The 12,670-nt window shown below is 45.8% G+C and carries 14 protein-coding genes; 2 read left to right on the top strand and 12 right to left on the bottom strand.

Translation table 11 applies throughout. The annotated features are described in order from the left end of the window. Nucleotides 1-37 precede the first annotated feature (37 nt). Nucleotides 38-505 (top strand): hypothetical protein, encoded by a 468-nt coding sequence (locus KO533_RS14520; protein WP_105252609.1) that lies wholly within the window; start codon nt 38-40, stop codon nt 503-505. A 166-nt stretch (nt 506-671) separates the two neighbouring features. On the opposite strand, the gene KO533_RS14515 is transcribed toward KO533_RS14520, so the two are convergent. The 11 genes from KO533_RS14515 to KO533_RS14465 form a co-directional block, all read right to left on the bottom strand. Continuing rightward, entirely contained in the window at nt 672-929 is a 258-nt protein-coding gene (locus KO533_RS14515) for a DUF2897 family protein (protein WP_219254822.1), read from the bottom strand. Nucleotides 930-974: 45 nt separating this feature from the next. Continuing rightward, entirely contained in the window at nt 975-1,712 is a 738-nt protein-coding gene (kdsB, locus tag KO533_RS14510; protein ID WP_028760067.1) for an 8-amino-3,8-dideoxy-manno-octulosonate cytidylyltransferase KdsB, read from the bottom strand. A gap of 97 nt (nt 1,713-1,809) precedes the next feature. Continuing rightward, a complete protein-coding gene (gene kdnB / locus KO533_RS14505; RefSeq protein WP_113939602.1) occupies nt 1,810-2,880 on the bottom strand; it encodes a 3-deoxy-alpha-D-manno-octulosonate 8-oxidase KdnB in 1,071 nt (356 codons plus the stop codon). A gap of 20 nt (nt 2,881-2,900) precedes the next feature. Beyond that, nucleotides 2,901-4,088 carry an 8-amino-3,8-dideoxy-alpha-D-manno-octulosonate transaminase KdnA gene (gene kdnA / locus KO533_RS14500; RefSeq protein WP_028760065.1) on the bottom strand — a complete coding sequence of 396 codons (1,188 nt, stop codon included), beginning with the start codon at nt 4,086-4,088 and terminating at the stop codon, nt 2,901-2,903. Between the two features lie 193 nt (nt 4,089-4,281). Beyond that, complete coding sequence (gene can / locus KO533_RS14495; RefSeq protein WP_028760064.1) at nt 4,282-4,899, bottom strand: carbonate dehydratase; 618 nt, start codon at nt 4,897-4,899, stop codon at nt 4,282-4,284. 298 nt (nt 4,900-5,197) lie between these two features. Next, complete coding sequence (locus tag KO533_RS14490) at nt 5,198-5,635, bottom strand: phosphate ABC transporter substrate-binding protein (RefSeq protein WP_028760063.1); 438 nt, start codon at nt 5,633-5,635, stop codon at nt 5,198-5,200. A 10-nt stretch (nt 5,636-5,645) separates the two neighbouring features. Beyond that, complete coding sequence (locus tag KO533_RS14485) at nt 5,646-6,824, bottom strand: porin (protein WP_219254820.1); 1,179 nt, start codon at nt 6,822-6,824, stop codon at nt 5,646-5,648. A gap of 324 nt (nt 6,825-7,148) precedes the next feature. Next, a complete protein-coding gene (locus tag KO533_RS14480) occupies nt 7,149-7,979 on the bottom strand; it encodes an alpha/beta hydrolase (protein ID WP_219254818.1) in 831 nt (276 codons plus the stop codon). Between the two features lie 112 nt (nt 7,980-8,091). Next, nucleotides 8,092-8,805: a M15 family metallopeptidase gene (locus tag KO533_RS14475; RefSeq protein WP_219254816.1), complete on the bottom strand. Its 714-nt coding sequence runs from the start codon at nt 8,803-8,805 to the stop codon at nt 8,092-8,094. Then, nucleotides 8,799-9,938, bottom strand: a complete 1,140-nt coding sequence (dapE, locus tag KO533_RS14470; protein ID WP_219254854.1) for a succinyl-diaminopimelate desuccinylase — start codon at nt 9,936-9,938, stop codon at nt 8,799-8,801. The genes KO533_RS14475 and dapE overlap by 7 nt, the downstream gene beginning before the upstream one ends. Next, on the bottom strand, nt 9,938-10,282 hold the full coding sequence (locus tag KO533_RS14465) for an ArsC family reductase (protein WP_219254814.1): 345 nt from the start codon (nt 10,280-10,282) through the stop codon (nt 9,938-9,940). Before KO533_RS14465 ends, dapE begins: the two co-directional genes overlap by 1 nt. Nucleotides 10,283-10,551: 269 nt before the next feature. On the opposite strand from KO533_RS14465, the gene KO533_RS14460 reads away from it, so the two are divergent. Then, nucleotides 10,552-11,922: an MFS transporter gene (locus tag KO533_RS14460; protein WP_219254812.1), complete on the top strand. Its 1,371-nt coding sequence runs from the start codon at nt 10,552-10,554 to the stop codon at nt 11,920-11,922. 220 nt (nt 11,923-12,142) lie between these two features. On the opposite strand, the gene crr is transcribed toward KO533_RS14460, so the two are convergent. Then, on the bottom strand, nt 12,143-12,652 hold the full coding sequence (gene crr / locus KO533_RS14455) for a PTS glucose transporter subunit IIA (RefSeq protein WP_006081821.1): 510 nt from the start codon (nt 12,650-12,652) through the stop codon (nt 12,143-12,145). Nucleotides 12,653-12,670: the final 18 nt, after the last annotated feature.

The following is a 12,670-nucleotide window of genomic DNA, read 5'->3' as shown; positions in this document are numbered from 1 at the left end:
ACGAAGGGAGCGATTCAGTGCAAGGTAGGCAAAGCGCATGAGCATTTGGAAAGAGCTATACGATATTTTCGATAAGGAACGCAGTCGCTGGCAGCAATCGAGCGCCAGTAAGCAGGCGATTGCCTTTGAGTTAAAAGCCAATTTGGGTTTTCTGGCCGATGCCTTAAGCAGCGGTTTATCGCAAAGCGCGATCGCCAGCGGTTTAGAATGCAGTATTTTTGAGGCAAAACTGAAAGAGGGCGCAGCACTCACTGCGTTAAATCGCCGTAAAGTGACACTGAAATTTATTGGTGAATTTGCCGAGTTTAATAAATATGTCGGTAAAGAGAACGACGCTTTAGTCGAGAATGCTTACGCTAGAATCAAATCGCTGCAGAAGTTAGTCGCGGCTGAGCCCAATAAAAATCATGATCTTAAGATTAAATCCCTGTTTCGCTTTTTAGTCTTTTTAGTGGCGCACCTTGAGGAGCAGCCATTGAGTCGCACATCAGCGAAAAAAGCCTAAGGCTGATGAGTGGCATTGGCTAGCTTGTTATTTGAGAGACAAAAAAGGCGCCTGTGGCGCCTTTTCTATGTTTGCGAACGTCATTGCTCAGTGTTTATAGCGCAGTCTTTAAAAGACGTGTTCAAGAGCCATCTTTAGACTCACTCTTTAAAAGCCGCCATTGAATTTAGCGCTTAGGTGGTTCAGTTTTGCTTTGATCTGCTTTATTGGGTTCTGAGTCCGCTGAACTTGGTTTGCTTGAAGCCGCATGGTCATCATTGTCTGCTGCCGAAGGCTTGGCAGTATCTGACTTTATCTGCTTATCTTTACCATGTTGACCGAACTGCGGCAGTTTGAACTTAGCACTGTACTTCAACGCAGCAAGATTGCTGGCGATGACACCGACGATCAAAATAATAATGATCCAGACTTCTAAGGTCGACATACTCAGCTCCTGTTTCGAATTGACTCGCGCACACCTAACGGGCGATTAATCAACCGCTAAACGTTGCTCACATTTACGAATGTCTTCTGGCGTATCAACTTCAATAGAATCAAAGGCGCTAATGGCGATTTTGATCTTATGGCCGTACTCTAATGCACGTAATTGCTCGAGTTTTTCCAGATCTTCTAGACGACCTAATGGTAGGGCGGCGAAGGCCTGTACGAATTTGCGTGTATAAGCATACACACCTAAGTGTTTATAAACGGGGTAATCTTGAGTATCGCGGCCAAAAGGAATACGCGAACGAGAGAAATACAAGGCGTAGTTGTTGTTATCGAACACCATCTTCACATGCATAGGATCGTCAAGCTCGGCTTTATTGACGATTTCAAAGCCTAAGGTGGCCATTTCAAACTCACCAGGGTGACGCTCGAAGAGGCTGATGACTTGCTCGATAGAGGTTGGGTCAATAAGAGGTTGATCGCCCTGTAGGTTGATCACTAAGTCGTCATCTTTTAGTCCCAGTTGGTTTATTGCATCATTGATACGATCTGTACCCGAGGCTGCATCTGGGCTGGTCATGACTACTTTGCCGCCAAAACTTTCAACGGCCGCTTTAATGCGATCATCATCGGTAGCGACGTAAATATTGGTGAGGCCTTTGGCTAACGACGCGCGTTCATACACGTGTTGGATCATTGGCTTGCCGTTAATCGGGGCTAAGGGTTTGCCCGGGAAGCGGCTTGAACCGTAACGAGCCGGGATTAACAGAGTCACATTCATCAAATTATCCTACTTTTATCAAAGATATACAGTGTAGATATACAATGCATATAGACAAAAGGGCTCACAATTGAGCCCTTTTAACATGTGTTAGAGCTTAGATACGACGGAACAGGGCAGTCAACATTTCATCTGTGACTTTCTCTTCCCAACCCGCGCCGTAAACGTTAGCCCATAGTGGACCCATGCTCTTAGTCACGGCAACCATTTTCGCTATGGTTTCGTCTGGCAGATCTTTACAGATGTTCTTCGGCAGCGTGATGTTATGTTTCTTCATCATCAGACGGAACTCTTCAACGCCTTCTGGATAGAATTCTTCTAACACATCAAAGGCGATACAGTTGCCGATACCGTGATGGTAACCCAGGATATAGGACAGACCGTAAGAAACCGCATGACAGGCACCCACTTGGCTATACGCTATGCTCATTCCGCCCATGAAAGACGCCATCATTAGCTTGTCGTCTTTTTCTACGTGGTCGTCTAAGTACACTTGGCGACATAAATCCATGGCTTTTTCAGCGTAGGATTTAGAGAACTCGTTTAAGAAGGTACCTTGTAAAGATTCAACACAGTGGATATAGCAATCCATACCTGTATAGAACCATTGGTCCGTTTCCACGCCTTCGATTAACTCAGAATCCATGATGATTTGATCGAATACTGTGTAATCTGAGTTCAGGCCTAGCTTACGCACTGGACCACATAATACGGCGGTGCGTGACGCTTCTGCACCAGTACCAGAAATCGTTGGGATACCAATGTGGTGTACCGCGGGGTTCTTGATCAAGTCCCAACCTTGGTACATGGCAGAGCCACCTGGGTTTGTCAGCATCAGCGATACCGCTTTAGCCACGTCCATGGTTGAACCGCCACCTAAACCGACGACGCTCACTGGCAGTTTGCTATTGAAAGCTTGAACTTGTTCAGTCAGGGCATCGATTTGAATTGTGCTTGGCTCTTCATCAACGTTAACCCAAATTACCATGTCTTGTGCTTTAGCTGGAATGCGGCCCTCAAGGGCTTTGCCTTGATGCACGTCATCGACTAAAAACACCACGAAGTCGTCGGCGGTTTTACGTTCAGCAGCTAACACTTCATCCAATTGGACGAATGAGCCACGGCCGAAGATCATTTTTTCAACTACTTTAAAATTCTTAAAACTCATTGCAACAAACTCCCGTAGAATTATTGGGCAAATGCTTTCTTGATGTTTTCGATACGCTCGGCGATCTGAGCATCGGTCCAAGACAACTTGATGAGCATAGAAATCGTGCGGCTCATAATGGCATCGGATTTAGGCACAGAAACTTGAGTATAGTCAGGTCTGTCGGCGATTAATGTGATTGGCAACGCAGCAGATGCCTTAAGCTCCTGAATGTGTTTCCAGTTTTTCAAATAATGCCAGTTGTTTACATACCAGTAGAAGCAGCCATCAACGCCGTTTTCAGCCAGTTTTTTGCTGATTTCTTGCGTGCGCGCTTCGGTTGGCAACATAAAGGTTAAGAAGCCAGCCGAGTCGCCTTCGGGATCAGGGATTTGGCGGAAGGTGACTTCTGGGATAGCGGCCATTGCATCTTTAATGGTCTTTTTGTTTTTACGTTGAATATCGATAATGGTATCGAGTTTACGTAACTGCGCTAACCCTAAGGCGGCATTCATTTCCGAAATACGGAAGTTCAAGCCAATGATAGGGTGTGACTCTGCGCCGCGGTCTTTACCAATATGGTCATGGCCGTGATCTGAGAACATGTGCGCATTGTTGTAGATTTCTGTGTTGTTAGTGATCACAGCGCCACCTTCACCACAGGTGATGGTTTTGACTGAATCGAATGAGTAACAACCCACATCACCGATAGTACCTAGGGCTTGGCCCTTGTAGCTGCCACCGATGGCTTGGCAAGCATCTTCTAAAATCAGTAAGTTATGTTTTTTACAGACGGCTTTGATCTCGTCCATCTTCGCCATAGAACCGCACATGTGCACTAAGTTGATGGCTTTAGTGCGTGGGGTAATCGCGGCTTCGATACCTTCTGGAGATAAACACAATGTCTCATCGATTTCGGCAAAAATCGGAATAGCGCCTGCCATAAAAATCGCTTCAACTGAGGCTACAAAGGTAAAAGGTGGCACGATAACTTCATCGCCAGCACCAATGCCTGCAGCCATCATGGCCGTTTGCAGCGCAGCAGTACCGCTTGATAAAAGGTGAGCATGCTTCACGTTCATCTTCTCGCACAGTAGTTGCTCCATATCGCGCGTCTTCCAGCGATCATTACGCATATGGTCGAAGTTGTAACGGAAGGTAAAACCGTTTTCCATAACGTCAGCGACTTCCTGCTTCTCTTCAGGACCAAATAATTCAAAACCGGGCATGGAAGGTATCTCCTTAGAATTTGTGGCGCATAGGTCGCCTGCAATTAACTGGCGGATTATAACTGGCGTAATAGACCCTTGCGATGTTTTATTGCTGAAAATTGTCATGGAAAAAGAAAAACCTGCACAGGGGCAGGTTTTATCTGAGCATAGATGACACTCAGCTAAGGGTTAAAAGCCTACATTCAGGCCGTTAGCGTGGATTGGCTAAGCCATGTTCACGGTCAACTGTGACATCTAAATCTGTCAGTAAACCGTTATCAATGCCGTAAATCCAGCCGTGTACCGCCACTTCTTGGCCGCGATCCCAAGCTTCTTGCACTATGGTTGAACTGGTCACATTAGCAACCTGCTCAATCACGTTTAGCTCGCACAGGCGATCAAAACGTTTGGCTTCGTCCATCTGTTGTAATTCTTCCTGATAAATACGATAGATATCACGTAAATGCCCGAGCCAGTTATCGATGAGTCCTAAGCGTTGCTGACCCATGGCCGCGCGCACACCACCACAGCCGTAGTGACCCACCACCATAATATGCTTCACCTTGAGCACATCGACGGCGTATTGCAGTACAGATAAGCAGTTAAGATCGGTATGGATCACCATGTTGGCGATATTACGGTGAACAAAGACTTCACCGGGCATAAGATCAATGATTTGGTTTGAGGGTACGCGACTATCTGAGCAGCCAATCCACAGGTATTCAGGATGTTGCTGTTTCGCTAATTGTTCAAAAAAATCAGGATTTTCTTGGCGTATACGTCCGGCCCAGCGGCGGTTATTGTCGAATAAAGGTTTGAGTAGTTTCATTTTAACCTATTGTTTTATTGACATATAAAATGTCTTCTCATGCTCTAATTCATGCAAGCAGCACATTTTTAGCAAGAGTATACCAGCAAATTTTGATCTGCTGGTCTATCCAATTAAGGTTTGAATCAGGATATTGAAAAATCGAGATTATTTTTTCTTAATAGTACTGCAAATGGATAAGCCCTCTCTGAGGGGGCAAGCACTATTTGATAGTGTGTTTGTTGCTTATATCGCGTTAATGCTGAGTGGAAACCTTGTCCGCCACAGGTTAAGGCGGACAAGGATGATGCTGTATGGGTTAGAACTTACTGATCACTTTCACGCTGTCGTTTACTTCGCTGACGTCAACAAATCCGATCATATTGGGATTGGCGGCAATCAATGCGAGCATTTCAGCGCTGGAGTCGACGACTTTGGGCGGTTGACCTTGGCCTGAAAAGACCAGTTTTGACCAATAGGCTTTTAACTGACTCTCGGTTTTATTAAGGATCTGTTTAACAAAGGCATCACGTGCGGGCGTGCCTTCAGGTTGATCGAGTGCGACGACAGTGCCACCACTGGGGAAAGACTTGAGTTTGCCTAAATAGATCCGTGAAATATCCGCAGCGCTAATTTCTGACGTATTAGAAGGGTGCACCACGACGGCAATTTCGGCTTGAACACAGGCACTGCCAAGTAGAAGCGCACTGGCGACTAAGGTTTTTATCATCAACCGAGAACTTATTAATAGTTTCATGCTTAACTCCTTAAAAAACTAAGTCTATTGCCATACTCAGCAACTGTTCATCGGAGGACGGTTTGTCGTTACTGTAGTTGGTGTACTCTAGTTTCAGTGCGGCAGAAGGATGGAAATCCCAGCGGGTGCCTATGATGTAGTAGGCGCTGTCTTCCTGTTGTGCTTCAAGCGCCGCTTGTGTTCCAAAAACAAGCGGTGCGAGTGCAGCTTGGTTTGCCGGTGGCAGACCATTGTAAACAGGTAACATAGCGTCATAGGCATCGTATTGGGGCTCACCTTTATCAATACCGTAGGTTAAGTGGAAGGTGAAATCGTGATAGCGGATCCCGCCGGAAACAAAGGCTGAATCTTGAATATTAAAGCTACTGGGATCGACATCAATTCGTGTATATTCGGCCAAAATAAACCATTTTTCAGCATCATATTTAATGTTAGCGCCAATGAGTAACGCGCTGTCATTAATCGGTAAAAGATCATCAACTACTTGCTGAGTAAAGAGTCCGGTTTGAGAAATTGCATTACCTAAGCCAAGCAGTGCGGGTAATTCGTAGGAGAAATCGGTAACTATGCCAATATTTAAACCGTACTCAAACCCTGAGGTTACAAAGTTAAAGTTCATTATGTGGCCCTCGGCGGAGAAGGGCGCAGGAGGCGTTGATGAACCGGTAGGTGAGTAGTCAGAAACTGAAGTGGTAATGTATTTATAGGTCAAACCTACTTCGGTATCGCCCCATAAATCGGCATAAACTAAGCCTACACCTTCACCTGAATTAAATGGCAGTGAGTAAACTCCGCGGGGCGGAGTGATCCAATGATAGGCATAGCCTACATCAATATAATCGGAGTATTTATAGAGATTAAAACGTTGGCGACCCGCCATAAGCATAAGTTTGTCGCTGATGTCATAGGAGATATAAGCCCATTCGAATTCAGCGCTATAATCGTTACTGCCTCTGGATAGCACTTGTGCAGTAGCTCTTAAGCCACTACCAAGATCGGCGGTAAATTGTAAGGCAACTTTGGAATCATTATTAAAATCGAGTTCTTTATCGTAACCATAATAGCTTTTATCGTCACTTAGACTTGAGCCCGCGACAATAGAGGCAAATCCATTTATTTGAACATCGGCATAAAGAGACGGTATATAAAGTGTGCTGAATACGCAGAGGGCAACTGTACTTTTTCTCATGGCAGAATACCTTGTTGAGGGAATACAGTATAAAGGTAGTTGATAATTAGTAGATTTCACCTTTGTGCAACATTTTTAAGCCGCTTGGAACAAAAACAAGGTCTTTACTTGTTAATAGAGGTTTCACAGGTGAGTTTAATGAAACGAGGCGTGCTCAATAACTGACTTTAATAAAGTAAAGCCTAATGTATTTATCTATAAAATAGGAATTAAGTATGGGTGAGCAATATTGATATAAGCACATCTTAGTAACATGTGCTAAGTAGAAATACTCATCTTCAAGATGCGAGTTTTCGCACCTTGAAGCGTAGATTTAGCGATTGATTAATAATGTTTAGCCAGAAAATCGGCTAAATGTTGGTTAATAAATTCCGCTTGTTCGAGAGTTGATATGTGTCCTGCCGCAGGAATATGCACAAGTTGGCTGCCGTCAATGGCATCACTCATCAGGTAACTTTCCAATACGCTGCGGGCCTTATCTTCCACGCCAGCCATGATGAGGCAGGGCAGCGTCAATTGCTCGGCGTATTCCATGGTATCGCGACGACCAAAAATCATTCGTCCAAGTTTAACTATCGTGGGGATTTGCTCCGCTGTGATACTGGCAAGGGACTGTTCAAAGCCCGTAACCAGTTCGGGAGTGTTATTCGCGGCATCATTGGCGAAGAATAAAGGTGAAATTGCACCGATCAGCGGCGCAGGGATCGCCTTAGCGGCGGTAATCATATCCAGCATGCCATCATATTTCGCACGGGTGACTTCGGGTTCGAAACCGATAAAACTGTTGAGCATAACGAGGGTTTTAACTCTTGTTGGTGCTTTCAGTACCAATTCTGCGCCCCACATAGCACCGACAGATTGTCCGACAACACTAAAGTGAGTTATCTCAAGAGCATCCATTAGCTCAAGCATTTGATCGGCAATATCGAATAGCGTTTTGCAGTTATTGGGCAGTAAATCTGACTGACCATGGCCCCAAAGTTCAGGCACTATGCAGCGATACTGGGCGCTTAAGGTGGCAATTTGAGGCGCCCACATAGCGCTATCCCATAAATAACTGTGCCCAAACAACAATACAGGGCCTGAGCCGACATCAAGGTAACTTAATTTTCGATCGGCAATAACAAGCTGCTGACGGTGTAAAGAAAAATCCATAAAACCTACTTAATCAAATATATCATTGTGTTAAACCGCATTTTGGCGCCCATTTTGACGATATAGCGCTATGCTTAACCTGTCTTGACTGATCTTTGCGAGTATTTCGTTATTAGGGCTGAGCGATACGCAGCACGTATTCATCTATTAGACTGTCTAATCGGGCGAGTACTGCATCTTTTAGCAACATATCACTGTTTTCTAACAGGATTGCCAGCTCGGCACGATCGAATTGTGGCAACAATAACTGTGCTACAGGGAAATAGCTGATGTGCCAAGGCTCAGGACTTACCGCACTTTGTCTCAGCTGAAACGGGAAGTAAAAGCCAAAATCATGGGCATTTTCTACCAGCCAAGCATGTAATTTAGCGCAGGGACCACCCTGAACATATTCAGCTTCAACAAGGCGCAGGGCTTTAACATCAATTTGAGCCGCATCGAACACATCGAGATCGGTACCCCAATGGTGACGTGAAGCGCCGGGCAACGCCGACCAGAGCAAAATCAAGTCAACTATGGCATCGTCACTTAAGCCCTGAATATTGACCGGTAACTCATTGGCATCCAATACCGCGCGTTTACCGCTAGCCTTGGCATTCCAAATTGCCAGTTGCCGTTCAAAGGGACGATGAGCCGAGCAAATAGCGAGTTTTATGCCCGCATCTTCAGCTTTTGCCGCCATAGACTTAAAGGCGATAGCTGTGTTCTCCTCTAACCCAAAGCTATGATAACCAAGGTGATACGGGCTTAAATAATCCACCAATTCAGGGGCGCTTAAGCCGTAAAGCTTTGCGGTTTCGGGACGGATCTTCAGATGTGCTAACACAGTAATTGTTCCAAAATGACTTCATAACACAGGGCTAACTGCTCAAGGTCGTCCACTTTAACGCATTCATTCACTTTATGAATGGTGGCGTTGACAGGGCCAAGCTCTAACACTTTGGCGCCCGTTGGCGCGATAAAGCGACCGTCTGATGTGCCGCCTGTGGTTTGCGGATCGGTTTCATAACCTGTGACTTGGCGGATCGCGATACGGGTTGCATCTAATAATGGGCCATCACCGGTTAAAAATGGTAGGCCATTGAAAATCCAGCTGATATCGCAATCTAGCTCATAGGCTTTCAATAGAGTTTCAACTCGCTCAATCAAGATTTCGGCGGTCACTTCGGTGGAGTAACGGAAGTTAAACATCACTTCCAGTGCGCCAGGGATCACATTTGATGCACCTGTGCCGCCATTAATATTGGCGATTTGGAAGCTGGTGGGTGGGAAAAACTCATTGCCATTATCCCAGTGCATTTGACTTAGCTCGGCCAAGAAAGGCGCGGCTTTGTGGATTGGATTATCGGCAAGGTGTGGATAGGCCACGTGGCCTTGAATGCCTTTCACGGTTAAGTTGCCAGTTAAGCTGCCGCGGCGACCATTTTTGACCACATCGCCCAGCTTTAGGGTCGATGAAGGCTCGCCGACTAATGCCCAGGTGATCTTCTCATTGCGTGCTTCTAAGGTATCAATGACTCGCGTCGTGCCGTTGATGAATGGACCTTCTTCATCGCTGGTGACCAAAAAGGCGATAGAGCCATGATGATCGGGGTGTTTAGCCACATACCGTTCGGTGGCAATGATCATAGCCGCCAGTGAGCCTTTCATGTCCGCTGCGCCTCGGCCATATAAGTAGCCATCAATGATGGTGGGCACAAAAGGTGGCGTGTGCCAGCGGCTCACATCGCCCGTTGGTACAACGTCTGTGTGACCCGCAAAACAAAAAACGGGGCCTTCATTACCACGGCGAGCCCACATATTGGTGGTGTCTTCAAATACCATAGGTTCGATATTAAAGCCGATGGCGCTGAGTCTTTCTGCCATTAAGGTTTGGCAGCCTTCATCAAGCGGTGTCACCGAAGGGCGGGCGATCAGCGCTTTTGTCAGTTCCGTAACGGGATAATCGTCGGCTGGCATCATAGTGAAAATACTCTTTTATAGGCGGTTTCATCAAAGCCAATCAGCACTTGTTCACCGACGACTAAGACGGGGCGTTTGATCAGTGTCGGTTGCGCCAGCATAAGTTGAATGGCTTTGGCTTGATCGATATCGGTTTTATCTGCGTCACTGAGCGCACGAAAGCTCGTGCTGCGCTTATTGAATACGGTTTCCCAGCCTGAGGTGTTACACCATAATTCGAGGTCTTCTTGACGTAGGCCGTCATCTCTAAAATCATGGAAATGAACTGGAAGTTGATGATTTTCAATCCATTTACGTGCTTTACGCACTGTATCGCAATTCTTAATACCGTAGAGGGTCAAAATGATGCTCCAGTGTGGATGGACGCTTGGCTTGCAAGCATTGATTTTACTGGCATTGTGGCATTGTGCGCGGCATGTCACAAGTGGGATGTGTTGCCGATATCTGGTGATTAATAAAACGTTAATTTTCTAGAGATAATAATCGCTGGTGACTTGCTTTGGTTTAATTTTCTAACACTTGTTTAACTTAAGTGCCTTGTATATATTGTTTTTTCATTAAAATCAGTTTGATTTAAGCATTGAGGTCAATGCGCTTTTAAAGGATTAAGATGCACAGCGATGTTTCATTGCAGCGATTTAAGCAATTTCCACGCTTGATGTGGATATTTTTGTTTGGGTCTTTTATCACCCGTGGCAGTTATTACATGGTGTGGCCATTCTTAGCCGTTATTTTATATGAGAAATTTGCGCTAAGTGCCACTGAGGTCGGCATGGTCTTGTCCAGCGCCGCGATTATTTCGGTATTTACGAGCTTTGTTGGTAGCTCATTGTCCGACAGAATCGGTCGTCATAAGCTGATGTACCTGACGGGCATCCTCTATATCATCTCGTTTTCGTTATTGGCTGAAGCCAATTCTGTCGAGGGGTATGTGGTCGTGATGACCCTGTGCTCTATGGCCACTTCACTGTGGCGACCGCTGACATCCGCCGCTATTGGCGACATTATTGCCGATCCTAAGACACGCGAATTGGCGATGCAGTCGCTGTATTTTATCGTCAACGTTGGCTGCGCCGTTGGCCCTATGCTGGGGGTATGGCTTGGTCTTACGGGCAAGCAATCCAGTTTCTACCTTACTGCAGTGGCCTTTGCCGTATTGTTGGCCTTGTTATATTGGGGATTTAACCATCAAACCCGTCAGGAACTTGCTATGGCGGCTGGCGCCTCATCGAGTGACAATTTAAGTGGCGATACGAGTGGCAGTGAAAGTGACTTTGTAAATGACATGACAAGTGATGGTGTTAATCGTGGTGTGAATAGCTTATCGACTGATGTAGAGGCAAGCACGAAAAAAGCGGCAGTCGTGAGCCGTAAGCAAATTATCGCCATTCTATTGCAAGATAAACTGCTGCAATGTTTAATTTTTGCCAATATTTTGTGTATGTTCATTTATGCCCAAATGGACAGTTCGTTGATCCAATATCTTACTCGCGCAGGTGCGCCTGATTTGCTGACGTTAATTTCTGGCATGATTTTCACCAATGCAATGGTGATTATCTCCACCCAATTTTTGCTATTGAAACTCATGGCCCGTTTTCCGCTCGTCAAACGGATTCAAATCGGATTGCTATTACTGATCAGCTCACAAATCTGGCTGGCGTTTAATCCACTGGATCTATTTTGGGGCTGGATTGGTGCGATTGTGGTGATGAGTGTCGCCGAGACTATTTTGTTCCCCACTATGAATGTGCATATCGACCGCTTAGCCCCTGATCATCTTCGCGGCGCCTACTTTGGGGCTGCTTCATTCTATGACTTAGGATTTGCGCTCGCGCCCCTTGGAGGTGGCATCATATTGGATCATTTTGGCGGTCAGTGGCTGTTTTTGACAGGCGCTTTACTCTCGGTATTGGTGATTTATCTGTACAGTATTTTAGATAAATTGCCGCGCCCCGATTTTGCCATGTTCAAAGTAGATTAGTTTACTAGAGTCATGTAGCCGTTATTCGCAGGGAACGTGATGCTTAGCGTGAGAATGGTCGAAATAGATTCTCTCAAGCCTGTGTATCGGTGCAGCTTGGCGAATTCAAATACCGTGTATAGGCTTGGTTTTCAAAACTTAAAAGGCTGGCTCATGATGGTGAGTCAGCCTTTTATTATTCAGAAAACAACCGATAAACGATTTATTCGAAATGGCTAAATTAGAGCTGTACCGTAAAGATCACGTCTTTGCCTGCGGTGACACTGCCTTGGGCTTTGTCGAGGTATTTGACATCTTCCATGTTCGCCAAAACGACAGGAGTGAGTAGGCTGTCGACTTGGTCTTTTAGATAATCAATATCGAATGACAGGATCGGATCGCCGACTTTCACTTCTTGACCTTCCTGGGCTAAACGTTTAAACCCTTTGCCTCTCAGCTCGACTGTACCTACACCAAAGTGAACAAATAGCTCTAAACCTTGGGGAGACTCAATGCTGAATGCATGATTTGTCTCAAAAATTTTACCTATGGTGCCGTCGATAGGCGCCAGAATTAATTCGCCTTTGGGAGCGATAGCGATGCCATCACCGACAATCTTTTCAGCAAAAACCACGTCGGGGACTTTTTCAATGGCGACGATATCGCCGGAAACGGGGGCATACACCATGATACCGCCAGCTAATTGAGTCTGGCCCGATACCAAGCGCCTTATTCGGCTTAAAAATCCCATAATCTAGAGCCTCTTTTG

Source organism: Shewanella sp. NKUCC05_KAH (assembly GCF_019345585.1).
Taxonomy (GTDB): domain Bacteria; phylum Pseudomonadota; class Gammaproteobacteria; order Enterobacterales; family Shewanellaceae; genus Shewanella; species Shewanella oncorhynchi.
The sequence above is the reverse complement of the archived record's forward strand: the minus strand, read 5'-3'. Positions and strand labels throughout refer to the sequence as shown.

Excerpts from the sequence above, each read along its gene's own strand:
- KO533_RS14520 (WP_105252609.1), top strand. The coding sequence starts at position 38 with ATGAGCATTTGGAAAGAGCTATACGATATTTTCGATAAGGAACGCAGT.
- KO533_RS14515 (WP_219254822.1), bottom strand. The coding sequence starts at position 929 with ATGTCGACCTTAGAAGTCTGGATCATTATTATTTTGATCGTCGGTGTC.
- kdsB (WP_028760067.1), bottom strand. The coding sequence starts at position 1,712 with ATGAATGTGACTCTGTTAATCCCGGCTCGTTACGGTTCAAGCCGCTTC.
- kdnB (WP_113939602.1), bottom strand. The coding sequence starts at position 2,880 with ATGAGTTTTAAGAATTTTAAAGTAGTTGAAAAAATGATCTTCGGCCGT.
- kdnA (WP_028760065.1), bottom strand. The coding sequence starts at position 4,088 with ATGCCCGGTTTTGAATTATTTGGTCCTGAAGAGAAGCAGGAAGTCGCT.
- can (WP_028760064.1), bottom strand. The coding sequence starts at position 4,899 with ATGAAACTACTCAAACCTTTATTCGACAATAACCGCCGCTGGGCCGGA.
- KO533_RS14490 (WP_028760063.1), bottom strand. The coding sequence starts at position 5,635 with ATGAAACTATTAATAAGTTCTCGGTTGATGATAAAAACCTTAGTCGCC.
- KO533_RS14485 (WP_219254820.1), bottom strand. The coding sequence starts at position 6,824 with ATGAGAAAAAGTACAGTTGCCCTCTGCGTATTCAGCACACTTTATATA.
- KO533_RS14480 (WP_219254818.1), bottom strand. The coding sequence starts at position 7,979 with ATGGATTTTTCTTTACACCGTCAGCAGCTTGTTATTGCCGATCGAAAA.
- dapE (WP_219254854.1), bottom strand. The coding sequence starts at position 9,938 with ATGCCAGCCGACGATTATCCCGTTACGGAACTGACAAAAGCGCTGATC.
- KO533_RS14460 (WP_219254812.1), top strand. The coding sequence starts at position 10,552 with ATGCACAGCGATGTTTCATTGCAGCGATTTAAGCAATTTCCACGCTTG.
- crr (WP_006081821.1), bottom strand. The coding sequence starts at position 12,652 with ATGGGATTTTTAAGCCGAATAAGGCGCTTGGTATCGGGCCAGACTCAA.